General features: G+C 49.3%; 20 protein-coding genes. 7 read left to right on the forward strand and 13 right to left on the reverse strand.

Going from position 1 to position 24,267, the window contains the following annotated elements; translation table 11 throughout:
• Positions 1-47: 47 nt before the first annotated feature.
• Positions 48-785: a 3-keto-disaccharide hydrolase gene (locus BMW65_RS11125; RefSeq protein ID WP_245747616.1), complete on the forward strand. Its 738-nt coding sequence runs from the start codon at positions 48-50 to the stop codon at positions 783-785.
• Between the two features lie 124 nt (positions 786-909).
• Here the strand turns inward: BMW65_RS11125 and asnB are convergent, their stop codons facing one another.
• Positions 910-2,610, reverse strand: coding sequence for an asparagine synthase B (asnB, locus tag BMW65_RS11130; RefSeq protein WP_090605317.1), 1,701 nt, complete (start codon positions 2,608-2,610; stop codon positions 910-912).
• A 366-nt stretch (positions 2,611-2,976) separates the two neighbouring features.
• Here asnB and purN point away from each other — a divergent pair, with 366 nt between their 5' ends.
• From purN to BMW65_RS11145, 3 genes are all read left to right on the forward strand, one after another.
• Positions 2,977-3,549 (forward strand): phosphoribosylglycinamide formyltransferase, encoded by a 573-nt coding sequence (gene purN, locus BMW65_RS11135; RefSeq protein WP_090605456.1) that lies wholly within the window; start codon positions 2,977-2,979, stop codon positions 3,547-3,549.
• A gap of 94 nt (positions 3,550-3,643) precedes the next feature.
• A complete protein-coding gene (gene purH, locus BMW65_RS11140) occupies positions 3,644-5,170 on the forward strand; it encodes a bifunctional phosphoribosylaminoimidazolecarboxamide formyltransferase/IMP cyclohydrolase (protein WP_090605319.1) in 1,527 nt (508 codons plus the stop codon).
• A 36-nt stretch (positions 5,171-5,206) separates the two neighbouring features.
• A complete protein-coding gene (locus BMW65_RS11145) occupies positions 5,207-6,082 on the forward strand; it encodes a DUF72 domain-containing protein (RefSeq protein WP_090605320.1) in 876 nt (291 codons plus the stop codon).
• Here BMW65_RS11145 and BMW65_RS11150 read toward each other — a convergent pair.
• From BMW65_RS11150 to BMW65_RS11160, 3 genes are read right to left on the reverse strand one after another with little or no spacing between them, the layout of a single operon-like run.
• The gene (locus tag BMW65_RS11150; protein ID WP_090605322.1) at positions 6,079-7,248 is read right to left on the reverse strand and encodes a glycosyltransferase; all 1,170 of its coding nucleotides are present in this window, start codon (positions 7,246-7,248) and stop codon (positions 6,079-6,081) included. The genes BMW65_RS11145 and BMW65_RS11150 overlap by 4 nt on opposite strands.
• Positions 7,249-7,259: 11 nt before the next feature.
• Positions 7,260-8,348 carry a glycoside hydrolase family 130 protein gene (locus tag BMW65_RS11155; protein ID WP_218145387.1) on the reverse strand — a complete coding sequence of 363 codons (1,089 nt, stop codon included), beginning with the start codon at positions 8,346-8,348 and terminating at the stop codon, positions 7,260-7,262.
• 7 nt (positions 8,349-8,355) lie between these two features.
• Positions 8,356-8,889, reverse strand: coding sequence for a BON domain-containing protein (locus tag BMW65_RS11160; protein ID WP_143053863.1), 534 nt, complete (start codon positions 8,887-8,889; stop codon positions 8,356-8,358).
• Between the two features lie 54 nt (positions 8,890-8,943).
• Here BMW65_RS11160 and BMW65_RS11165 point away from each other — a divergent pair, with 54 nt between their 5' ends.
• A complete protein-coding gene (locus tag BMW65_RS11165; RefSeq protein ID WP_090605325.1) occupies positions 8,944-9,402 on the forward strand; it encodes an Hsp20/alpha crystallin family protein in 459 nt (152 codons plus the stop codon).
• A gap of 65 nt (positions 9,403-9,467) precedes the next feature.
• Here the strand turns inward: BMW65_RS11165 and BMW65_RS11170 are convergent, their stop codons facing one another.
• From BMW65_RS11170 to BMW65_RS11200, 7 genes are all read right to left on the reverse strand, one after another.
• Positions 9,468-10,496, reverse strand: a complete 1,029-nt coding sequence (locus BMW65_RS11170; RefSeq protein WP_090605459.1) for a response regulator — start codon at positions 10,494-10,496, stop codon at positions 9,468-9,470.
• Positions 10,497-10,613: 117 nt separating this feature from the next.
• A complete protein-coding gene (locus BMW65_RS11175; protein ID WP_090605327.1) occupies positions 10,614-11,933 on the reverse strand; it encodes an efflux RND transporter periplasmic adaptor subunit in 1,320 nt (439 codons plus the stop codon).
• Positions 11,934-11,940: 7 nt separating this feature from the next.
• Positions 11,941-16,326, reverse strand: coding sequence for a CusA/CzcA family heavy metal efflux RND transporter (locus tag BMW65_RS11180; RefSeq protein WP_090605328.1), 4,386 nt, complete (start codon positions 16,324-16,326; stop codon positions 11,941-11,943).
• A 113-nt stretch (positions 16,327-16,439) separates the two neighbouring features.
• Complete coding sequence (locus BMW65_RS11185; RefSeq protein ID WP_090605329.1) at positions 16,440-16,760, reverse strand: DUF6660 family protein; 321 nt, start codon at positions 16,758-16,760, stop codon at positions 16,440-16,442.
• Positions 16,761-16,835: 75 nt separating this feature from the next.
• Entirely contained in the window at positions 16,836-17,579 is a 744-nt protein-coding gene (locus tag BMW65_RS11190; RefSeq protein ID WP_090605460.1) for an RluA family pseudouridine synthase, read from the reverse strand.
• A 50-nt stretch (positions 17,580-17,629) separates the two neighbouring features.
• Positions 17,630-18,478: a 3-hydroxybutyryl-CoA dehydrogenase gene (locus BMW65_RS11195; RefSeq protein ID WP_090605331.1), complete on the reverse strand. Its 849-nt coding sequence runs from the start codon at positions 18,476-18,478 to the stop codon at positions 17,630-17,632.
• Between the two features lie 108 nt (positions 18,479-18,586).
• Positions 18,587-19,075 (reverse strand): hypothetical protein, encoded by a 489-nt coding sequence (locus BMW65_RS11200; protein WP_090605333.1) that lies wholly within the window; start codon positions 19,073-19,075, stop codon positions 18,587-18,589.
• Positions 19,076-19,244: 169 nt separating this feature from the next.
• Here BMW65_RS11200 and BMW65_RS11205 point away from each other — a divergent pair, with 169 nt between their 5' ends.
• Both BMW65_RS11205 and BMW65_RS11210 read left to right on the forward strand, forming a co-directional pair.
• Complete coding sequence (locus tag BMW65_RS11205; RefSeq protein ID WP_090605334.1) at positions 19,245-20,180, forward strand: ABC transporter ATP-binding protein; 936 nt, start codon at positions 19,245-19,247, stop codon at positions 20,178-20,180.
• A complete protein-coding gene (locus BMW65_RS11210) occupies positions 20,177-21,502 on the forward strand; it encodes an ABC transporter permease (RefSeq protein WP_090605336.1) in 1,326 nt (441 codons plus the stop codon). The genes BMW65_RS11205 and BMW65_RS11210 overlap by 4 nt, the downstream gene beginning before the upstream one ends.
• 72 nt (positions 21,503-21,574) lie before the next feature.
• Here BMW65_RS11210 and BMW65_RS11215 read toward each other — a convergent pair whose 3' ends face one another.
• Positions 21,575-22,291 carry a type 1 glutamine amidotransferase domain-containing protein gene (locus tag BMW65_RS11215; protein WP_218145388.1) on the reverse strand — a complete coding sequence of 239 codons (717 nt, stop codon included), beginning with the start codon at positions 22,289-22,291 and terminating at the stop codon, positions 21,575-21,577.
• Between the two features lie 117 nt (positions 22,292-22,408).
• Entirely contained in the window at positions 22,409-24,247 is a 1,839-nt protein-coding gene (locus BMW65_RS11220; protein WP_090605338.1) for a UbiD family decarboxylase, read from the reverse strand.
• Positions 24,248-24,267: the final 20 nt, after the last annotated feature.

Genomic DNA, 24,267 nt, shown 5'->3' on the forward strand with positions numbered 1-24,267 from the left:
TACAAGTGAAAAATCGAAAGTCGTAAGTTAACATAAACAACATGAAAATGAAGTCGTTTATTTCTGCTGGAATGGCCGCATTGCTGGCGATTCCGGCCTTAGCACAACAGCAAACAATGAAACCAGAAGAAACCGAAGTATGGGAACCGGAACCCCGCGTGGTGACGACTTACCCGAATCGTGCACCGTCGGATGCTATCACCCTGTTTGATGGCACATCGCTTGATCAATGGGTGAGCAAGAAAGACGGCTCTTCGCCCGCTGAATGGGAAGTATCCGATGGTTTTTTTACCGTCGCACGTGGCAAGGGCGATATTCAAACGAAACAAGAATTTTCGGATTATCAACTGCATGTGGAATGGCGCAGTCCTACAGAAATCGTCGGGGAAAGTCAGGGCCGCGGCAATAGCGGGATTTTCATGCAGGGCCTTTATGAAGTACAGGTGCTGGACAGCTACAACAACCGTACATATTCCAACGGACAAGCAGCAAGCCTCTATAAACAACGCATTCCACTGGTGAACGCTACCAAGGCGCCCGGCGAATGGCAGACTTATGACATCATCTGGACCGCTCCGCGCTTCAATGCAGACGGCATCCTTATCAGTAAGGCCCGGGTGACCATCCTCCATAACGGGGTGTTGGTGCAGAATAATGTTGAGTTGGATGGCGCTACTGAATATATTGGTATACCCAAATACAAGGCCCATGGCGCAGGCCCCATTGTTTTACAAGACCACGGGAATCCGGTAAGTTTCCGGAATATCTGGATAAGGCCCCTTTAGCTGGTAATTAGCTTAATAGATTAGATGAAAAATAAAAGGTCGGATATCGAAAGACATCCGACCTTTGCTTTTTTTATAAAATTCCTTAACCAGGTAATATACCTGGCGCTAAAAACTTCTAATCCTACAGCGCTTCAGCAGCTACCTTGGTCTTTTCCTTCTCGTAGCTTTCATTGTGAACGCTGGCGACTGCTCGGCCAGAGGGATCGTTCAGGTTCTGGAATGAAGCATCCCAGGCCAACGCTTCAGGGGTACTGCATGCCACGGATTTGACAGATGGCACGGTAAGTGCTGCTGTATCTGAGGGAAAGTGTTCCGCAAAGATAGACCGATACAAGTATTCTTCTTTATTTTGGGGTGGGTTGATAGGAAAACGCCCAGCTGCCCCAGCAAGCTCTTCGTCACTGACACGTTCGGCCGCCTGTGCCTTCAATGTATCAATCCAGCTATAGCCCACGCCATCTGAAAACTGTTCCTTTTGCCGCCAAGCGATGCTTTCAGGCAAATAATCTTCAAATGCTTTGCGTACCACCCACTTCTCCATGCGGCCTTCCCTGATCATTTTATCTTCGGGGTTCAACCGCATAGCGACGTCCATAAACTCTTTATCCAAAAAAGGCACGCGGCCTTCTACACCCCAAGCCGCTAATGACTTGTTGGCCCTTAGGCAATCATAAAGGTGAAGCTTACTGAGTTTGCGTACGGTTTCTTCGTGAAATTCCTTTGCATTGGGTGCCTTGTGGAAATACAGGTACCCGCCGAACAACTCATCCGAACCTTCACCCGAAAGCACCATCTTGATGCCCATTGATTTGATTACACGTGCCAGTAAATACATTGGTGTGGATGCACGGATGGTCGTCACGTCATACGTTTCCAAATGATAGATGACATCCCGGATCGCATCCAGTCCTTCCTGAATGGTAAAATTGATCTCGTGGTGGATGGTACCGATATGGTCAGCAGCTTTCTTGGCCGCTATCAGATCCGGCGATCCTTTCAGCCCCACGGCAAACGAATGCAAACGGGGATACCACGCCTTCTCCTGATCGTTGGACTCGACACGGCGAGACGCAAACTTTTTCGTGACAGCTGCAATAACCGAAGAATCCAGCCCGCCTGAAAGCAATACTCCGTAAGGCACGTCCGACATCAACTGGCGATGTACCGCATCCTCCAACGCCTTACGCAACGTATCTATATCAGTGACATTGTCTTTTACATTATCATATTGCTCCCAATCACGGGTGTACCATTTGCGGGGTTCATTGCCTTCCTTACTGTATAAGTAGTGTCCCGGAGGAAAAGTCTCGATACGGCTGCAATAACCTTCCAACGCCTTCAATTCAGAGGATACGAAAAAAGTCCCTTGTGTATCCCACCCGATATACAACGGAATAACACCAATGTGATCCCTCGCGATCAAATAAGCGTCTTTTTCTACGTCGTAAAGCGCGAATGCAAAAATGCCATTCAAGTCCTCAATGAAATCCGGCCCTTTTTCTTGATATAACGCCAAGATGACTTCACAATCAGATTGTGTGGAAAATGCGTAATCGGGCAGCTGATTTCGCAATTGCTGATGATTGTAAATCTCTCCATTCACCGCCAACACAATATTACCATTCGCACTAAACAACGGTTGTTGGCCAGATTTTGGATCAACAATTGCTAAACGCTCATGCGCTAAAATAGCCCGCTCCGAGCTATATATCCCCGACCAATCCGGCCCACGATGGCGAATCTTTTTCGACATCTTCAACACTTGGGGGCGCAATTCTTCCGACTTTATTTTCAGGTCAAAAGCACCAATGATTCCACACATAAATTAATCAATTAAAATTTGATAGCTATATAGGACTACAAAGTAACGAATAAAAACATTAACATTTGCAACAAATTATATATTTTTTAATGATTTTTTCAATGAAACGACATTTTTTACAAAATAATATCAATGAATACAAGATTACACTGTCACAATATTAATATAAAGAAGCCTTAAATATTGCCATGAAGATGAGTCCTGCTTTGGTCAACTGCTACATAAAGGTTACTTTTGTATCCACAAGATGGTGCTGTCGCCGGCATGCTTCCCCGGCAGCACAGCGTATGAAGTTTGTTTTAATTGACAAACTTTTTTAAGTTTGAATGCAATCGACAAGGAAACACACCACCAATCGTTCAAAACGTGAAGAAACGAATCGCTATTTTTGCTTCTGGCTCCGGATCCAATGCCCAAAAGATTATGGAGAATTTCAAATACCACGATCAAGTCGAGGTAGCACTTGTATTGAGCAATAATCCAGATGCTTATGTGTTGCAGCGCGCGGACAACTTTGAAGTCCCTACGCATATTTTTGACCGTCATGCATTTTATGAAACCGATGAAATTGTCAACCTGTTGGACAAGCTTAAAATAGATTTGATTGTACTGGCTGGATTCCTGTGGTTGGTGCCACAAAACTTGTTGCGCCATTACCCCAATAAAATCATCAACATCCATCCCGCGCTGCTCCCGGCATATGGTGGCAAGGGCATGTATGGCGATCGCGTGCACAAAGCCATTCTGGAGGCCGGAGACGAAGAATCCGGCATTACCATCCATTTCGTCAATGAAAACTTTGATGAAGGTGAAATCATATACCAGGGCCGGTTCCGTATTGAACCCGGAGACAGTTTGGATATCATTAAGTTCAAAGGGCAGCAATTGGAGCACCTCCATTATCCAAAAATTATCGAAAATCTCTTGAAGAAGATGTGACGATCACCGGTAAAATAGGATGTTTCCGTAGCGGCTTATATTTTCGGCAAAAATAGCTAAGTTTGCCGCTCGAAAACTAAATAGCGATATAAGCATGAGCCATCCGGTCAAAATAAAAAACGCACTCATATCCGTATACTACAAAGACGGCCTTGATCCTTTAATCCATCTCCTGCAACACCACGGTGTTACCTTTTATTCCACCGGGGGCACGGAAACGTTTATTCGCGATTTGGGCTATGACGTCGTGCCTGTGGAAGATCTCACCGGATACCCTTCTATATTGGGCGGACGGGTGAAAACGCTTCATCCTAAGGTATTCGGAGGTATCCTATCCCGTCGCCCGCTGGAATCCGATAAGCAGCAATTGCAGGAATATGAGATACCCGAAATCGATCTGGTTATTGTAGACCTCTACCCCTTTGAGGAAACGGTGGCGTCCGGTGCTCCGGAACAGGCCATTATCGAAAAAATCGATATTGGTGGCATATCGCTCATCCGGGCTGCTGCCAAAAACCACAACGATGTGGTCATCGTTGCATCCAAGGATGATTATCAATTTTTGGCGGATATCCTCACGGAAAACGAAGGGTATACCTTTTTGCAGCACCGCAGGGAATTTGCCAAGCGGGCATTCAACGTGTCATCCCACTACGATTCGGCTATTTTCAATTATTTCAACCAGGAACAGCCTTTGCAGGTCTTCAAACGGAGCGAACAGCGTGCACAGGTGCTACGGTATGGCGAAAATCCCCATCAACAGGGTGTGTTTTACGGCAACTTGGACGATTTGTTTGACAAATTGAACGGAAAAGAACTGTCCTATAACAACCTCGTGGATGTCGATGCCGCCTTGTCGCTGATCGATGAATTTGACACGCCTACATTTGCCATCCTGAAACATACCAATGCTTGCGGAGTGGCCTCACGGGCCAATTTGCTGGCTGCTTGGCAGGATGCATTGGCCTGCGACCCGGTTTCTGCCTTCGGCGGCGTCATTATCTGCAATGGCGAAATCGATGAGGTTACCGCGATGGAAATCAATAAACTTTTCTTCGAGGTACTTATCGCCCCGGCATACACCGATAGTGCGTTGCGCGTGCTCAGCAGCAAAAAAAATCGGATCGTCCTAAAAAGGAAGGATGTGCCGCTGCCTGCCAAACAAGTTAAGACCTTGCTAAACGGCATCATCGAGCAAGATAAAGATGCCATCATCGAAGGGGCGTCGCAAATGCAGGTGGTGACCACCAGCACACCTTCCGACGAAGCGCTTGAAGACCTCCTATTTGCCAATAAGGTGGTGAAACATACCAAGTCGAATGCCATTGTTTTGGCAAAAAACGGGCAGTTGTCTGCCAGTGGTGTCGGGCAAACCTCGCGGGTAGACGCATTGCGGCAAGCTATCCAAAAGGCAACATCTTTCGGTTTTGATCTCCATGGTGCTGTACTGGCGTCCGATGCATTCTTCCCGTTCTCGGATTGTGTGGAGATAGCTGCAGAAGCGGGTATCACCGCCATTACCCAGCCCGGGGGATCCATCCGCGATCAGGAATCCATCGATATGGCCAACAAGAAAGGGGTGGCGATGGTCTTCACCGGAGTAAGGCATTTTAAACATTAGCAGCAGGCTGATAGCCCAAAGCGTAAAGCAAAAAAAATGAAATTCGGAAGCGTAGACAACCCAGCGACGGTAGATTTTACCCTACCTCCTACACATTCAGACACCTTTGCTCTGCTGGCTCAGCATAAAGCCGGTGCCGATTTGGAAGTGTATGTGGGCTGTGCCAAGTGGAATAAGCAGGATCTGAAGGGATTTTATCCACGCGGCACCAAAGATGAGCTTACCTATTATGCCACCCAATTCAATAGCATTGAACTGAACGGTACATTTTACAATGCTCCGGATAAGGGACAGGTGGAAACATGGAAAGCCAAAACGCCTGCCGACTTCAAGTTTTTCCCTAAAGTACCGCAAACCATAAGCCATTATGGCCGCTTACTGAATGTGGATGAAAAAATGGCTGCATTCTGCGATGCTATCGTGCTGTTTGAAGAAAAATTGGGTGTCAGCTTTCTCCAATTGCACGACAATTTCAAGCCAAAGGATTTTGATCGGCTGGCGGCATTTGTCAAGAAGTTTGCCAAATCGGTTCCGCTGGCGGTAGAAGTTCGCAATGCGGAATGGTTTGCTGATGCCACGGTCAGCCAAAAACTATACCACCTGCTGGAGACGGAAAACGCAGCAAATGTCATTGTCGATACCGCTGGTCGGCGGGATATGCTGCATATGCGCCTCACTACACCCACAGCTTTTGTGCGCTACGTGGGTGCCAACCACCCCACAGACAAAAAACGGTTGGATGATTGGGTGGCTCGCATTCAGGAATGGCGAGACGCGGGGTTGCGATCCCTCTACTTTTTTGTACACCAGAATGTGGAAGTCGAATCTCCGCTGCTATCTACTTATTTTATTGCCGAGTTGAATAAAACGCTGGGCCTTGAGGTAAGGGGGCCGCATGGTCAACTATTTTAGTGTGCTTCCGCATAAGCCGAATGCAGCAATACATCTTTAAATACATGTACATGCAGGGCCGCCACGCGGCTCCACACCGTCGGTGCCATCAATTTTAGGGAGTTGTCCCGCATTTGCTGCATCAGCGATGGCGATTTTAGCAGTGTTATCGTTGCATCCGCAAGTTGCTTAGGTTGCTCGAAATCCACCATCCGCCCTACATTGGCGGCCAACAGTTCCTTCGCATGGGGTATGGGAGTGGATACCACGGGGCAACCGCAGCTCAATGCATAGACAAACGTGCCGCTCACCGCCTGATTGGGATCTTTGGAAGTAAACAAGTACAGATCCGTCAGCGTGAGGTATTCCAGCAGCTCGGCAAGCGAGACATATTCGTCGATGAACTGCACATAGTCAGCGATGTGCAAAGCCGCTATCCGTGCTTTCAGGAAATCACGGTAAGCTTCACCTTCGTGCTTCAAAACCTCGGGGTGGGTCTTTCCGATAATAAGGTACAGCGTGTCGGGAAATTCTCGCACAATATCGGGCAGGGCATCTAGGGCCGTTTCGATGTTCTTGCCTCTACCCAATAACCCAAAGGTGGCGAGTATACGGCTTGTTGGCGGTACCTTATACCATGTCCTGAGCTTTTCTTTGGGTACAAGCGGGGCCGGATGCGTACCATGTGGAATAATGGTGAGCAGCTCCGCGGGCAGTTGGTAATCCGTTAGCAGGATGTTGAAAGCATGCCTCGTCATCACGATAATCCGTGCCGAAACGCTGGCAATTGCCCTTACGGTTTCCCGTATTTCGGCATTAGGGCTGGGTAGCACGGTGTGAAAAGTAACCACTACGGGTTTTTGGATGTTGTATAGCAAAAGCAGCAAATAGTTGCCATAGCTGCCACCAAACAATCCAAACTCATGCTGGACAAATACAGCCTTCACATGAGAAGCGTGACTGATTTCCCGGGCTACCCGGATGTAATCTTCCGGTTCAGCCGTGCAAAGCGTATAGTGCACAGGGGATCCGTACGTATGGTGCGTATTCGATTCCAGTGCGCAGACCACCGGATCGAACGAATTGCCGCAGGCACCCTTCAATGCGTGTATCAAATCCTTGCTATAGGTAGCAATTCCACATTCACGTGGTGGATATGAGGTAATGAAAACAAGCTTACTGGACATAACCTATTTTTTTAAGCGCTGGCATGCGGTGCTGAAAGTGCAGCCAACAGTTGCTGTATGTTTACCGAGGCCACGGCTACCCGGCAATCGGCCGCGCCATAATAGATGTAGAGCCTGTCACCAAAAAGTGCCGTACCTGTCGGAAAAACGACGTTATTGACCACCCCTACCCTTTCCCATTCAAATTCAGGCGAAAAAAGGGGGCGGCTAAGCCGCGCCAACTCCTTTTTTGGGTTTTCTTTATCCAATAGCGCCGCGCATGCATGATAGCGGTACCCATCGGGGCTATCTTCTACGCCGTGGTAAATGAGTAGCCACCCCCTATCGGTAGCAATAGGCGGACAACCCGCACCGATGTAGCTGGACTCATGGGCATATCGTGGTTCCATGACAATATGGTCGGAAAAACACAAAAGATAATCCACCCAAAATTCATGGGTGAGCGTTGCTGGCACCTCATCGGCAAATACAATTTGTATACCTGGCCGGATGCGGTGCAAGAAGGCAAGCTTACCGTTGATGCGATCCGGAAAAAAAACGATGTTTTTGTCCCACATCCGGAGATTCGGCCGCATCAAACCGCGTATGGCATAATCTTGGTGTTCCCTGAAATATTTCGGGTTGACGACGCAACCACATTCCACCAAATCCCTGAACCGTTTAAAGTCGATTTCCGGGACGATGATACCCATTTTATGGAATTTCACCAAATCCGTGGACGTAGCCAGCGCCCCCAGTGCATTGGCACCATCGTATGCCGTGTAGGTAAGGTAGTACGTTCCGTCGATGTTTACTATCCGTGGGTCTTCCATACCCTGCGATTCATAGGGATGTTGTGGGATGAGGATCGGCATCGTGTTGCGCTGGGCAATTTGAAGCGGCCCGTCCAAACGGCAATAACCAATGGTAGAGAAATTTCCCTCCCTTACCGCTCTATAAAATAAATGTACATCCGATCCAACCCGGATAGCTGCTGGGTTGAATACGCCTAAACTTTCAAAACCCAAGATGGTGCTTTCTAATAGAATGCCTTCTTTTTTTACATCCACCAGCCTGGAAGTGTCCTCAAAAAGCGTCTTTATGGCAGCGAAGTTGTCCATCAGCTGTTTACGTGCGAGGTAGGCAGACCGTTATCCGGTTGAAAACACCTTTCACCTTTTTGATACCGTTCACGGCGTTGAATGCTGCCACTTTATGGCATTGTTCCTTGACCTCACCTTCCAAGGTCACCCACGCATTGTCTACAATCGCCCGGATAGGTTCAGCACACAAGGTGGGATGCCAAGCAAATTGGTCGGCTATTTCAACGGCTATTTCCGTATCGCTGTCATACAATGGGCATAGTACATGGAGATTAAGGGCAATGGCCTTGACTCCGCTTACATCCTTTGCCACACGCTCTACCGTCTTCTTTTGAGCAAGACTATGCACATAGCCACTAAGCGTCACCACGCCCTGTGCCACATCCACGATAATGTCCTTGGCATCCAAATCCGGTTCGGATTGAAGCCTTTCGACTACCTCGTCACGAATTTTATTGATAGTGTTCATCACTGAATCCCATTTGGTTATTCCCAAAGATGGGACAGATAATGGGCAACCGAAACGACCAAAGTCTTGTGCGGCGATGATTTTTGTCATGCATACGCTATTGGGATAGCCATACCTTAGCTGAAAATAAAAATTCAAATCGCCATGAGTATGACATTAAGAAAACGGGATCGTTTGCCATCACGGATGGCAGACTGGTTGAATCCGATTTCATCGATTTGGGATCGTGATTTCTTTGATACCAATCTAGACTTTTTCACCAGGCGGGTCGTAAGCGTTCCTTCCGTAAACATTACCGAAACACCCAATGACTATGTACTTGAAGTGGCTGCACCCGGATTGAAACGGGAAGATTTCAAGTTGGCGGTAGAAGACCATGCGCTTTCCATCAGCGCGGAGAACACGGATGAAAAGAAGGAAGAAAAGGATGGGTATTGCAGGCAAGAATATACATTTAATTCTTTCCAGCGATCCTTTGCCTTGCCAGATCAGGTAAAAGAAGGTGAAATCAGTGCCACGTATACGGATGGCATCCTGAAAATAACTGTCCCGAAAACCACCGAATCCGTTGCGCAACCGGCACATACGATACCGGTTTCCTGACGTGCCCAAGAGGCAGGCGGGTAGCCTGGGAGCTACCCGCCTCGTTACACGGCCGGATCAAGGAGTCAATGGCTTATCCGTTCCAGTTTTTCCGGGGCGATGATTCTGATGCCACCATCCGTGATCGCAATCAGCTGTTCGTCCCTGAAATCAGCGAGTGTGCGGTTCAGGGATTCAAGAGCCGTCCCTACAAAGCTAGCCATATCTTTGCGAGACACTTTCATCAGGGAAGTGTCTTCTTTGTCGCGTTGGTATTCGAAGAAGTAAATCAATGCCGAAGCCACACGTTGGCGAACCGATTGGTAAGCCACGCCAAGCAGCCGCTTTTCGGTTTCGAAGAGATTGTGAGACAAGATGTCGATAATGCCGGAGGCAATTTTTCGATTGGTCTGGGTCAGCCGTTGGAAATCCGACTTCGGAATGATCCCTACTTCGGTATCCGTAAGGGCCACGGCACTTTCCGTATAAACGGTGTCATTGAGTAAGGGTAAATATCCAATAAATTGCCCCTCACGATGCATGCCGGTGAGGAGTTCTTTGCCGTCAAAATTTAGGCGCATGGTCTTTACCCGACCCCGGAGAATATGGTAGAGTTCCTGGGGTGATTGCCCTTCCCTGAAGATATGGTCGTTTTTGCGATACCATTTACGGGATTTGTTGTCGGAAATGCGCTGAAATTCATTGGTCTCTGCCATGCTATCGCTGAACATGGTTTTTAGGTGCTCATTCTTCTTCAATCTTACCTCTACGGCCTCTAGAAGTTCCATGCCATCAAAAGGCTTCATGAGGTAATCATCGGCCCCCATGCTCATTCCTTTCCGGAAATCCGTCCTTTCGGATTTCGCTGTGAGAAAAATAAAAGGTGTATTGGCCGTATCCGGATGTTTCCGCAACACAAGGAGTACGCCATATCCGTCAAGTTCGGGCATCATGATGTCGCACAGTACCAAGTCCGGTTTATGCTTCAGGGCTAGCGCTATCCCGGCTTTCCCATGGGGAGCCGTAAGCACTCGATAGCCGTCTATACGTAATATATCGGCAATGTCCTCCCTTATTTCATCATTGTCCTCAATAACTAATAGGATTGCATTCATAGCCATACCCGTTGAAGTACCAATTTTGAAGGCTGCTTTTTCCAGTGGAAATTTATGCAAGAAGCACAGAATAGCCAATGACACCACGCACGCGATAAAGTAACAACGATCACCTTTTTAATGGGAGTGCCCTGCGGTACCTGTTAGCACGGCATTGATGAAAAATGCACCCGTTGTCACGATCTTCGCTTCTTTGGGAATTTGGTTGACCAACGTAATGGCCGTATACCCCATTTCCGAAGGTCCCCTTACCACCTCTATTTTTTCGAAATTTAAGACATCCTCCGCATGTGCATGAGATGCTGTTTCATGTTCATGGTCGTGTTCATGTTCAGCATGATCGTGGGATTCTTCTTCGTGGTTATGCTCATCTTCATGTGCCTCGGGTTGTTTGTCCGTCACCACAAAGATGTAGCTCTTGCCCTCGGCATCCACGATGGCCCCGTTGGGTACGGCCGTAGACGACACTTCACCCAGGCTGATTGCCGCGGTAATATTCATGCCGTCTATCAGTCCGGTTTTATCTCCGCTCACGGCACAATGCACCGGTATGGTTTTACTTTCGTCTTCAAATGATGCACCGATACCAAATATATTGGCATCATAGGTTTTATTCGGATTGTTGGTCAGCATAAAATGGATACGCTGCCCGATGCTCAGGAGCGGGAGGTCCTTTTCAAAGACATTTAAATCCAGATGGAGCTGATTGTTTTGTACAACTTCCGCCACTGGAGACGATGCATCTACATAGCTGCCCAGCTGCGCATACACATGGCTGACAATGCCTCCCACCGGGCTAGTGACTGCCAACTCCGTTTGAAGGTTGTCATGGCTCACCTTATCCGGCTCGATTCCCATCAGCCGAAGCTGCTGGAAGAGCGACGCCTTGCGTGTGCGTTGCACATTAAGCTCCGTCTCGGCATTTTGGAGGTTCTTCAAGGCCCCCACATTGCCTGCATTTAATGCTTGCTGCCGTTCCTGCTCCTGTTCCGCGAGAGCGATCTTGCTGCTGATGGCAAGGTATTCTTCTTGAAGCTGGATGAATTGCGGGTGCACAATGGTTGCGATGATCGCACCCTGCCGCACGGAAGTGCCCACATCTACCCTTAATGTTTTGATTACCCCCCCATATAAGGCGGTGATATTCGCCTTGTTGCTGTTTGGTACTTTCAGGCGGCCGCTGGCTTTGATGACAGCCGTCAATTCTTTCTGTTCAAGCTGTCCCAGCGTCAGATTGATGGACTGTATCTGCGCTTTGGTGAGTGTTGTGATGCTACCCCCCTGCCCTTCACCATGCTCATGGCCGTGTTCGTCGCCATGAGCATGCCCGTCATCGGTTCCACGACCGCTACAAGCCCCGATCAGGAAGGCCAAAAGCAGGAAGAACAAGGCCCTTGTGTATGGATGATTACCAACTATAAAATTAATGGTGTTCATTTCTTTATTAATTATTGATTAAAAAGTGAATGGTTATTACGGACTGGTTGAGCGCTTGGACGGCGGCAAGGTAGGCCAGTTCCACGTCTGTGGACGTCTGTAGCGCATACAGGTATTCCACATAGCTGATTTCGCCGGTGCGGTAACCTAATTGTGCCGCTTGGATAATATGCTCAGCGTTGGGCAATGCTTGCTGCACGAAATATTCATGCCGTCTTACGCGGAGTTCATATTGTTCCTGAGCATTCAGGAGTTGCGCCCCCATGGCACGTGTGGCCTGCTGCGCCGTTGCCTCAGCGGCTTGCCGCTGGTATTCCAACGCCCGTATGCGTCCTTTTGTGGCACCGAATGTGAGTGGGATGGCGATACCTGCATTCATGAAACTGAACCGCCTGTCACGACCGACGAATTGTTCGCGGCCATCTATCAGGTAGGTACCCACCAACGATTGGTTGGTATATCCAACCGTTAAGTCGGGCAGCGCTTGGGCCACTTCTACTTTTCTGTTTTGTTCGGCGATAAGGGCATCCTGCTGCAATCCCCGGATGAGCGGGTGTTTTTTGATAGCAGCGCTGTCAACAAGGTCGGTCAGCTTAAGTGGCTCGTAGGTAACCCCATGGGCCACGGCGAGGGCGCTATCCGTATTCAATAGTGCCTTAAAATCGTTATAAGCATTTTGTAATTGACCTTCGTTTTCCTCCCACAGTAGCTTGATTTCCCCTCTTTTGGTAATAGCCGTGTTCACCTCCAGCAGGCTACCCTCTCCGGTTTGATGGCGCAAGGAAGCCGCTCTGGTGGCATCGGCATACAAGCTGTCCAAATAGGCAAGTTTACCTTGCCTGTGCAGTAGGTATTGGATTTGATAAAATGATGTCTGCACCTGACTTTTAAGCGCATTGACGGTGATCTCCCGTTTTATCTGGCTCGCTTCCGCTTCCGCATGGTATAGCTTGCGGCGGGCACCGAAAACGGTCGGGAAGGGAATCGTTTGGGACAGTTGAAAAGCGTTGTCACGTTCTAAGCTGTTGAAGCTTCCAAACTGCCCGCTCACCTCCGTCTTGGGCAGTTCCATCGCGGCCGCAAGCTTACTCGCCGAAGCCTTGGCATACAATTCGTCTGCCAGGACATCCTTGTTGTTGGTAAGGGCGATGGAGATGGCCTGCTCAATGGTTATCCCGTCGGTACTATCAGCGACTTGCGCTTGGGAAACCTGCGGTATCCCGGTGAGTAACGCTATGAAGATAAGGAGCGGCGCTCCAGTAACGATACCTGCTGCATGGGACCGTGGGCGAGCTTTGCCATTGAACACCACGTAAAGTAGCGGCAAGATGAACAAGGTCAGGAACGTAGCCGTCACCAACCCACCAATGACCACTGTTGCAAGCGGGCGTTGCACTTCTGCCCCAGCCGTGTTGCTCAACGCCATGGGCAAGAATCCCAGGCTGGCCACGGCGGCAGTCATCAGTACAGGCCGTAGCCGGATTTTTGTACCTTCCATCACACGTGCGACTACATCCGTCCATCCATCTTTTTCAAGTTGGTTAAACGTGCCGATCAGGACAATGCCATTCAATACCGCGACGCCAAATAGCGCAATGAAACCGATGCCTGCCGAGATGCTGAATGGCATCCCGCGCAATAACAAGGCAAAGACGCCGCCAATGGCGCTCATGGGGATGGCGGTGAAGATCAATGTCGCATGTTTGAATGTATGGAAGGTGAAAAAGAGCAGCATGAAGATAAGCGCCAGGGATACCGGTACAGCTATCAGAAGGCGTTTTGAGGCCTCCTGAAGATTCTCGAACATTCCCCCGTACGTATAATAATACCCGGCAGGCAATTTGACCTGTTGTTGGAGTTTTGTCTGTATTTCAGCTACCGCACTGGCTACATCGCGGCCATCCAGGTTAAACCCGATGACAATGCGCCTTTTCCCGTCTTCGCGGCTGATTTGTGCGGGGCCCATTTTGAAGGATACCTGTGCAAGCTGCGATAGTGGTACCTGCTCGCCTGTAGGCAAAGGCACCCATAGGTTTCCGACATCTTCAATGGAGCTCCGGTGCGCACTGTCCAGCCGGACAACGAGTTCAAACCTCCGTTCATTCTCAAACACCAGGCCAGCAGCTTTCCCGGCAAATGCGGTGCTTAATATATCGTTCAGCGCGGAAACCGACAGTCCGTAGTTGGCAATCCGTGCACGATCATATTCCACGTTGATCTGTGGCAACCCCGCTATCCGTTCAACCTGTGGTGCAGTAATGCCATCCACACCTTGTATGATCTCGCTCACTTGGTTGGCATACCCCAGCAGGGAATCGAGGTTTTCGCCGAAGATTTTCACCGCTACATCCTGCCGGATACCGGTCATGAGCTCATTGAATCGCATTTGGATAGGCTGGTTTGACTCGAAGAAAACCCCGGGCATTACAGCAAGTTTTTCCATGATTTCATCAGCGAGTTGTTTGTACGTTTTGGTTTCTGCCCATTCATCCCTTGGTTTCAAGATGATCATCATGTCGGTAGCCTCCGGGGGCATGGGATCAGTAGGTACCTCGGCGGCGCCGGTTTTGCCCACGACCATCTTCACTTCATCGAACTGCTTGATGATACGTGACGCTTGCATGGAGGTTTCAATGCTCTGGCTCAAGGAAGTGCCCTGCGGCAGGATACAATGGAAAGCAAAGTCACCTTCCTCCAACTGTGGAATAAACTCGCCTCCCATCCGAGAGAAAATGATGAGGGATAATGCAAATACCGCCACCGTGGTGCCGATAAGCACATACTTTATCCGCAACGCACCCTCCAGCAATGGCCGGTAGATCCGTTGCAGGCGGGCCATCATCCGATCGGAAAAAGAAGCTTTTGCGGCCTTTGTTTTTGGGAGAAACAACGCACACATCATAGGGATATAGGTGAGTGACAGTATCAATGCCCCCAATATGGCAAAACCCACGGTCATGGCCATGGGACGGAACATTTTGCCTTCTATGCCTACCAGTGTAAGGATAGGGATATAGACTATGAGGATGATGATTTCTCCGAATGCCGCGCTCGTGCGTATTTTTGAAGCGGAATGATATACTTCTTCGTCCATTTCCCGTTGAGTAAGCCGCCCGGTCGACTGGCGTAGCCCCAAATGGTGGAGCGTTGCCTCCACGACGATGACGGCGCCATCCACAATAAGCCCGAAGTCAATAGCACCCAAACTCATTAGGTTTGCGCTCACGCCAAAGACATTCATCATGCCCAGCGCGAAGAGCATGGCTAAAGGTATGGAAGAAGCCACGATGAGCCCGGCGCGCAGGTTGCCAAGGAAAACCACCAATACAAAAATCACGATTAACGCTCCCTCGATGAGGTTCCTCTCGACAGTGCTCATGGCTCGTCCCACCAACTCGGTACGATCCAGGTAGGGCTCTATGACCACATCGTCTGGCAAGGATTGCTGTATTGTGGGGATTTTATCTTTTATACGCTGGACGACTTCGTTGCTGTTGTGTCCCTTGAGCATCATTACCACGCCCCCCACGGCATCCACCTCACCGTTGTACGTGAGTGCACCGTACCGTATGGCACCTCCAAACCGTACTTCGGCAACATCCTTGATGAATATCGGTACGCTATTCGGGCGGCTCTTGACGACGATATTGCCCACGTCTTCCAGCGAATTGACCAGCCCAATCCCACGGATGAAATACGCGTTAGGTTTCTTATCGATATAAGCACCTCCCGTGTTTTGGTTGTTTGCCTCCAAGGCGTCGAAAATCTCGGGAATACCGACATCCAATGACTTGAGCCTATCCGGGTTGACGGACACTTCATATTGTTTGAGCTGCCCTCCGAAGCTGTTAATTTCAGCAACACCGGGTGTCCCACGTAGCTGTCGGGCGACGATCCAATCCTGCATCGTGCGTAGGTCCATCGCCGAATAGTTGGCTTCGCTTCCAGCTTTGGGGTGCAAAATGTATTGGTACACCTCCCCTAACCCAGTACTCACCGGGGCCAGTTCGGGTGTGCCGATACCCGCCGGTATCTGTTCGGCGGCTTCTTGCAACCGTTCATGGATAAGCTGCCGGGCAAAATAAACATCGACGTCCTCTTGGAAAACGGCAGTGATGACCGATAAGCCAAATCGTGAAATACTCCTTATTTCGTCGATGTCGGGTACATTGGCTATGCTTTGTTCAATGGGAAAGGTGACCAACTGTTCGACTTCCTGTCCTGCCAAAGTGGGACAGATCGTGATGATTTGAACTTGGTTGTTGGTGATGTCGGGTACAGCATCTATAGGTAGTTTGCTGGCACTCCACACCCCCCATACGATAAGCGTGAAGGTCATCAAACCGATGATGATCTTGTTCTTTATGCTAAAATTTATAATGGAATCTAACATTGTTTGACCGATTAATTCATTGGCAATCAACTCTGATCGCAAGAGCCAACAACGGACAGCTAAGGGCATGCCGATGCAGGCAGCAGCGATTACTTCGTAAAGCTAAAAGGAGATTAAACGGTCGCTTGCGGGGGTTGCCAGATTTTACTTAGAAACAGGTTAGGGATCAGGTTGGTGCCATAAATGGCCGTATCCTTGCTTATCAAGGGAAAATAGCCCGGAGCGTCTACCGGGCCGATGCCGACATGGAGCCCCAATGCCGCACCACAGCAACTACACACGCAGAATGGGCTACATAAATCATGGAAATGATCATCCAAATGATCAGCGGCTGCATACGTCGATGGCTTTTCAAATCCTAACGCAGCGATATCATCATGGCAGGGTACCAATGACAATAGACTGATGTATACGAGCAATATGATGCTGGGCAACTTCACGCACCAAACATAGCCAAAATTGAATGGATATCCAATACCAGCTATTGGTATTATGCAACATATTGGTGATTATTCGTCATATTTTTCCAACTGGCGGAGCAATGTGGCAAAATCTTTCGGGTATGGAGCTTCAAAATGATATGATTTGTCCGAAATGGCCAATCGCAATTCCCGCGCATGGAGGGCAAATCGCTTCATAATGGGTTGTTCTTCCTGATCCTTGCCCAGCGTAAATCCCCGCTTTTTGATTTGTGATAGATAGACCGGCTTGCCCCGGTAGAGCGAATCGCCTACAATAGCTGCATGTTGGGTAGCCAAGTGGACGCGGATTTGGTGCATACGGCCCGTGATGGGACGGCATTCAACCAACGTATAATGCTTGAAATAACGCAGCGACTTGAAATAGGTTTCTGCCCGCTTGCCATTAGCCCGGTCAATGGTGACATTTTTATTGCCCAGGTTAAGAATAGGCAAATCGACCAGTAGGTCTTCAAACACGTGCGTACCTTCGATAATGGCATGGTAGATCTTGGATACTCGACGGCGTTCAAATTCAATGGAAACCAGACGGTAAGTTTCCGGGTTTTTGGCAATCAGTAACAACCCCGAGGTCTCTTTGTCCAGCCGATGGCATATCTGCGCATCAGCATGATATTTTTTTGCCAAACGGATCACACTGAGCTCCCCCCCTTCCCGTTCATCCAAGGACGCCAGAAAAGGCGGTTTGTTGATGACAATGAGGTTGTCATCCTCATGAATGATCAGATCAGCAAATTGCAAGAATTTGGGCGCCCGGCCCTCCAGGGTCTTCATGGATACAAAGGTACGCATTCCCCATGAGAAGCAAAAACGTGGGAGTATGCTTATCCGTATGTGTAAAACCCCTGCCCGCTTTTCCTGCCCAGCTTGCCTGCGGTCACCATATTGACCAACAACGGGCATGGCGCATATTTGGGGTTTCCGAATCCGTCATGCAATACCCGAAGGATAGAAAGGCACACATCCAGCCCGATGAAGTCGGCCAATTGCAGTGGTCCCATGGGATGGGACATACCTAGTTTCATGACCGTATCTATCGCCGCTTCATCGGCGACGCCTTCATAAAGCGCGTAGATGGCTTCGTTGATCATTGGCATCAGGATACGGTTGGCCACAAAACCAGGATAGTCATTTGACTCAATAGGAACTTTATCCAATTTCTTTGAAATAGCTGTAATGGAGTTTGTTGTGATTTCAGATGTGGCATAGCCCTTTATCACTTCGACCAGTTTCATCACCGGTACCGGATTCATGAAATGCATACCAATGACTTTATCGGCCCGTGAAGTCGCTGAAGCGATCTTGGTAATGGATATCGACGAGGTATTGCTGGCCAGGATGGTATGTCTGGGACATAAGCGATCCAATTCAGCAAACAAGCCAAGTTTTATTTCCAGGTTTTCTGTAGTAGCCTCCACTACCAGATCCGCCGTTTGAACCCCATCGATTACACGGGTAAAGGTGGCAATACGCCCAAGGATGGACAACTTGTCTGCCTCGGCAACGATTCCCTTTTTGATTTGGCGATCCAGGTTGTCGGCTATGATGGCCATGGCTTTTTCCAACGCGCCCGGATTGATGTCGACAAGGGCAACATCAAAACCGAATTGGGCGAATGTATGGGCGATTCCATTCCCCATGGTGCCCGACCCGATGACGCTAATACGCTGCATATGGAATACTATTGGTGTGGCACAAACATACTAAAAAACGCCCATCCGCCGAAAGGCGGGATGGACGTTCATCATCAAACTTAACCAAAAAAATATAGAACAATTAAACTACTTCACATTCGGGATTACTTCCGTAGGGGTCGTTTGCGTAGTATCCGCTTTAGCACCCCCTCTTTTATGGAAATTCCGGTGTCCTTTTCTAAACCGTTCGCCTCGAGACTTGCCATCTTTACGTGCTTTCATCGCCGTTTTCATTTTTTCGGCGCGTTCCGCCTGTTGTTGCTTCAAGGTTTCGCGTTGCTCTTCCGTCAGGATATTATCCAACCGCTCCCGGTCGGCTTTCATCTCATCGCGCAGTTCAGCCATCTTGGCTGACCGCTCCTCGCGGGATACCTTCATCTTCTCCGCCTTTTCTAAGTTCAGCGCGTATACTTCTTTTTGTTGTTCGTCACTGAGTCCCAGTCTTTCGGTCAACTGGTCGGTGCGCATTTTGGCAATATCCTCGGCGCTCTGTGGTTGCACCGGACGATGTTGCTGTGCAACCGCGGAGAAAGCCATTCCTGAAATTAAAAGTGTAATCAATGTTGCATTTTTCATGATAATTCCCTTTCGTTATTTTAGCAATTTACTATTTGTCGCTTTTAATCATAAGAGAAAATTCAGACGGAAAAGTTTAATGTTGGGCTTTGTTAAAAAATGTTAAAACCAATAATGTAACAATGGGGGCAGTTGCGTGTCTCACTACATATGAACCAAACACACACATATGCTTGAAGTCAAGAACATCGTAAAACAATATGCCAACCACCGGGCGTTGGATGATGTTTCCACACGGGTAGAAAAGGGAAGCATTTTCGGACTGCTGGGACCCAATGGCGCAGGGAAGACATCGCTGATTCGTATCATCAACCAGATTACGGCGCCGGACAGCGGCGAAGTGTATTTCGATGGAGAGCGGCTCAATCCCAACCATATCGGCCGCATCGGTTACTTGCCGGAAGAACGTGGTCTTTACAAAAAAATGGAAATCGGCGAACAAATGCTTTACCTCGCCCAATTGAAAGGGCTTTCGCGGAAAGACGCCGAGGCCCGTATTAAGCATTGGTTTGAGAAGATGGAAATGCAGAGTTGGTGGAACAAAAAAGTGGAGGATCTCAGCAAAGGGATGCAGCAAAAAGTACAGTTTGTAGCCACCGTGGTCCATCAGCCCGACTTAATCATATTGGATGAACCTTTTTCGGGATTCGATCCGGTCAATGTAAGCATCATTAAAGAAGAAATATTGGCGCTGAATCGTGCCGGTGCCACTATCATCTTTTCTACCCACCGCATGGAGTCTGTGGAAGAACTTTGCGATAGCATCGTATTGATCAATAAATCCAGGAAAATATTGGACGGTAAGGTCAAGGCGATCAGAAATACGTACCGGACCAACACCTACCGTGTAGAATACCTTGCCTATGAGGAGTCCGTGCTTGCGGTGGAAGGCTTATTTTCCATTGAAAATGCTGCACATACGGACGGCAACACCACCCTTACCATCAGAATAGCTGAAGGCAAGACCATCAATGACGTACTGGCCTACCTGATTCCACTGGTACAAATCCACGAACTTAAGGAAGTGATTCCAAGTATTCATGATATTTTCGTTCAACAGGTAACTGCCCAAGCTTCAAACCCATTAATCGCAACACAGGAATGAACAAGATACTACTCATTATTAAACGCGAATACCTTAGCCGCGTAAAGAAAAAGTCTTTTTTGCTGGTGACTTTTCTGGTGCCGCTATTCCTGATTGGGATTTATGCCCTCACGATATACCTTACCGCCAAAAGTTTTGAAAGCAACCAGGCGACGGTGTATGTCATTGATCAAAGCGGCCTCTTTGAAGGCAAATTGGCTAATACGAACAATATTACATTCCGGGATGCATCGGGTGATATCCCGGCAGAAAAAGAACACATCTTAGATGAGGAAGAAAAAACCTTTCTTCTGATTGTCCCTTCCGATATTGCGGCTTCATCTCACGCAGAGCTGTATGCAAAGGAGACCGCCAGCCTGGCTATCCAGAACGAGGTAAGCCGCCAGTTGGAGCAGGTACTACGCGACATTGCCTTTGCCAATGCTGGGATTGACCGGGCTACGGTAGAAAGCATCAGCCCTGAAGTAAACCTTTCTGCGAAGGAAATCACGGCCGATGGTGAAAAAGACAGCAGCGCGGGTGCCGCAATGGGCATAGCGATGTCGCTCTCTGTCCTGGTTTACATCTGTCTGTTTCTTTATGGTGCTCAGGTCATGCGCGGCATTATCGAAGAGAAAAACAGCCGCATTGTGGAGGTCATCATCTCTTCGGTCAAACCATTCCAACTGATGATGGGCAAAATTATCGGTATCGGCTTGGTCGGGCTTACCCAATTTATCCTTTGGATCGTGCTTTCTTCGGCGTTGATGGGTGTGGCAAGCGCCGGAATCACGGACGGTCAGGGCGTTAAAGCACAAATCGAAAACCAGCAGATTGCATCAGGTGATGAAGTGCAGCCAGTGGCCACATCACAAGGGGGCATATTCAGCAAAGCCAAGCAGGAACTGGGCAAGGTCGATTTCCCGACCATCATCATCACCTTCCTGCTCTATTTCTTCGGGGGCTATTTGTTGTATAGCGCATTATTTGCCGCGGTAGGCTCTGCGGTAGACAGCGAGACCGAGACGCAGCAGTTCATGTTTCCGATAACGATTCCATTGTTATTCACCTACATTTTATCCTTCGGGGTATTGGTCAATGATCCGCATGGGCCACTGGCTTTCTGGCTGAGCATGATTCCATTTACCTCACCCATTGCGATGCTGGTTCGTATACCCTTTGGCGTGCCCATGTGGCAGCTTGCATTGTCACTGGCATTGTTGGTCGGCGGCTTCGTTTTCACCACGTGGGTGGCTGGCCGTATTTATCGTGTGGGCATTTTGATGTACGGCAAAAAGGCCAGTTATAAAGAGCTGGTAAAATGGTTTCGCTATAAAGGTTAATTTTTAGATTTAAGTAAGTTGAGTATGATGGAAAAATCCGGCTCTGTTCTTTCAAGGCCGGATTTTCTAATTTCAGGGAAGCGGATCTACTCTTCCAAGCTCGCCCACCGCGCCGAGTAGCTGGATGACTGCCCTGGCGGTAGGTCCTGATGAGAGTGGATTTTGTCCAGTGATGAGCAATCCATCGGTTTCCACATGCGTAGTAAATGGTACGGTCGCCGAATGAAAATCAGCACCAAGTTCTTTCAGGGCAGACTCCAGCTGATAGGGGATATGATCCATACGGCCGGTCAACATTTCCTCGGCATTGGTAAATGCGGTTATCCGTTTGCCCCGCAGCAATCCGGGTTGCAGCGCTGCGGCCTTGAGAAGCGCGGCAGGTCCATGGCACACAGTACCCACAGGTTTGCCAGCCGACAGGAAATCCAAAATCAGCTTTCCGCTGATGGCATTCCTCGCCAAATCCCATAACGGGCCATGTCCACCGGGATAAAATAACGCGTCAAAACTATCCGCCTCCAAGGTATCCAGCATCAATGTATTGCTGAATAGCCGCTGGGCGTCCGGGTCTTCATGAAATCGGCGGTTGGAAGCGGTGATGTGTTCCACCAACTTACTCATCGGATCCACGGGTGGTTCGCCACCCGCAGGGCTCGCTAATACCACGATAAACCCATTGTCCAAAAACGTATAATAAGGTTCGGTAAATTCACCAAGCCACACGCCTGTTTTACTATCCGTATTTTCCAGATGTTGATGCGAAGTGAGCACCATCAATACTTTTTTCATAGCCCTTACTTTTAGCTGTCCTATGTTTCATCCATCATTGGACTAACAGGCAAGTTGCTTGATTGTTCGTTACCTGATGATGTGTCGACGTCAACGAGTCGCTGATGTGCCTTCCTGCTAAATAACTCCATGCAGTGGCCCGCCCATCGCACCCATCGCATCCACCTTTCGCTCCACTGTGGGATCCTTAATTAATTCGGGGGCGTGGTGAGGTTTCTTACGAGCATCGATAATGATCGGTCCACGGCATCCCCAATGCTTGTGCTTGGTAAAGCCCTGTACACCGTGTATGTCATGCGATGGATTGCTACGGGTGAACGCAACCCATACCAAGTTATTGGCGTTGGCTGCGGTAAACGCCGCATCATCGCAGAGCACGAGCAGCATAATACCTGAAAAATCCACTTCGGCCGCGTCTTGGCCCCACCGTTCGATACGGTCGGCTTCGGTCTCATCGTTTGTAAAGGGGGGGGCTTCCACGGCTACCACGCCGGGCAGGGCCAGCTTGCAGGCCTGGAACGGCTGGGGTAACCCGAAACCTCCGGGCAGTTCGATGGCCAGTTCACGCTTTTTGCCCCCCGCAGCGGCAAAGACCACTTTGGATCCGGCATTCAGCCCGTCTCCCGAGTAGTCAAGGGTATCGATGGTCGTCTGGGTGTGGAAATGGAGGTCACGCTCAAGGTCGATCCGCTCAAATATATGTTTCAGGAAGGCCGGCACATCATGAATATCCAACGAAGGGTCATCTTGATAAGCCGATATGAAAAGGTACTTGGCCAAACTCAATTGGTTTTTTCCCAGTATTTGGTTGGCGATGGTCAGGATTTCCTGCGGCCTATCCATATTCAGGTAAGGCGTATACCGTTCGCTGCCAATGGCAAACAGCAATGGGTGCACACCAGCGGCATCCACCGCATGGACGGCATGGAGTCCGTTGATTTCCTGGGGGATGGCCGATCCAGTGATTTCGTGTATCAGCGCGCCGAAGCTGGTGTCTTCCTGCGGGGGGCGACCGACCACGGTAAATGACCAGATGGGATTTTTCCGATGGTATACCTTGTGCACATGCATCAGCGGAAACGGATGCACCAGACTGTAATAGCCCAGGTGGTCGCCGAAAGGCCCCTCGGGCTTGTTTTCTCCCGGATAGACTGTGCCGGTGATGACAAAGTCGGCGTCGGCCGAGATGCAGAAACCTTCATCATCGTAGAAATACCGGAAACGCCTGTTGCCCAGTGCGCCGGCAAATGTCAACTCCGACAAGCCTTCTGGTAATGGCATCACGGCTGATAGCGGATGCGATGGCGGACCGCCCACGAAAATGCTCACCTTCAGCGGGCGTCCCAAGGCATTAGCCTTGGTTTGATGCACGCCGATGCCACGGTGAAGCTGGTAGTGAAGGCCCACCTCGGCATCCTGTATGTAGTCGTTGCCCGCCAGCTGGATACGGTACATACCCAGGTTGGCCTGCATCGGCCCTGGCTTGCCCACATCTTCCGTATACACCTGCGGCATAGTGACAAAAGGACCGCCGTCCATCGACCAGTTGACAATCTGCGGCAGTTGGCTGATGCGGGTGGTGCCGTACAGGATGGGGGCATTGCTCTTTTTTTTCCAAGGCAATGCTGATAGCGCTGTAGACACTACATGCAGGTAGCTGAACGGCCGTTTAATTGCTCGCATGGGATCGGACTTGACATCCACCAGCACCTTAATTTTATCGAGCGTATCCCTGAACATGAAACGCGAACGCTCCAGCGTGCCAAACAGGTTGGAAACCGCGGGAAATGGACTGCCCTTAATGTTTTCGAACAACAAGGCAGGTCCTTGAGCATCGTACACACGCATGTGGATAGCCGCCATTTCCAAATACGGGTCTACTTCTTGCTTGATGCGAATCAAGTGTCCGTTACGTTCCAAATCGTTGATGCATTCGGCGAGGCTACTGTATCCCATACTGATCGTTTTGGGCAAAG

Origin of the sequence: Parapedobacter koreensis (genome assembly GCF_900109365.1) — a bacterium.
GTDB lineage: Bacteria > Bacteroidota > Bacteroidia > Sphingobacteriales > Sphingobacteriaceae > Parapedobacter > Parapedobacter koreensis.

Coding starts and splice junctions, on each gene's coding strand:
- BMW65_RS11165 (WP_090605325.1), top strand. CDS start 8,944: ATGAGTATGACATTAAGAAAACGGGATCGTTTGCCATCACGGATGGCA.
- BMW65_RS11220 (WP_090605338.1), bottom strand. CDS start 24,247: ATGGGATACAGTAGCCTCGCCGAATGCATCAACGATTTGGAACGTAAC.
- BMW65_RS11125 (WP_245747616.1), top strand. CDS start 48: ATGAAGTCGTTTATTTCTGCTGGAATGGCCGCATTGCTGGCGATTCCG.
- BMW65_RS11175 (WP_090605327.1), bottom strand. CDS start 11,933: ATGAACACCATTAATTTTATAGTTGGTAATCATCCATACACAAGGGCC.
- BMW65_RS11200 (WP_090605333.1), bottom strand. CDS start 19,075: ATGAAAAATGCAACATTGATTACACTTTTAATTTCAGGAATGGCTTTC.
- BMW65_RS11155 (WP_218145387.1), bottom strand. CDS start 8,348: ATGGACAACTTCGCTGCCATAAAGACGCTTTTTGAGGACACTTCCAGG.
- BMW65_RS11205 (WP_090605334.1), top strand. CDS start 19,245: ATGCTTGAAGTCAAGAACATCGTAAAACAATATGCCAACCACCGGGCG.
- BMW65_RS11210 (WP_090605336.1), top strand. CDS start 20,177: ATGAACAAGATACTACTCATTATTAAACGCGAATACCTTAGCCGCGTA.
- BMW65_RS11215 (WP_218145388.1), bottom strand. CDS start 22,291: ATGAAAAAAGTATTGATGGTGCTCACTTCGCATCAACATCTGGAAAAT.
- purH (WP_090605319.1), top strand. CDS start 3,644: ATGAGCCATCCGGTCAAAATAAAAAACGCACTCATATCCGTATACTAC.
- BMW65_RS11145 (WP_090605320.1), top strand. CDS start 5,207: ATGAAATTCGGAAGCGTAGACAACCCAGCGACGGTAGATTTTACCCTA.
- BMW65_RS11160 (WP_143053863.1), bottom strand. CDS start 8,889: ATGACAAAAATCATCGCCGCACAAGACTTTGGTCGTTTCGGTTGCCCA.
- BMW65_RS11190 (WP_090605460.1), bottom strand. CDS start 17,579: ATGAAGACCCTGGAGGGCCGGGCGCCCAAATTCTTGCAATTTGCTGAT.
- BMW65_RS11195 (WP_090605331.1), bottom strand. CDS start 18,478: ATGCAGCGTATTAGCGTCATCGGGTCGGGCACCATGGGGAATGGAATC.
- asnB (WP_090605317.1), bottom strand. CDS start 2,610: ATGTGTGGAATCATTGGTGCTTTTGACCTGAAAATAAAGTCGGAAGAA.
- BMW65_RS11170 (WP_090605459.1), bottom strand. CDS start 10,496: ATGAATGCAATCCTATTAGTTATTGAGGACAATGATGAAATAAGGGAG.
- BMW65_RS11150 (WP_090605322.1), bottom strand. CDS start 7,248: ATGTCCAGTAAGCTTGTTTTCATTACCTCATATCCACCACGTGAATGT.
- BMW65_RS11180 (WP_090605328.1), bottom strand. CDS start 16,326: ATGTTAGATTCCATTATAAATTTTAGCATAAAGAACAAGATCATCATC.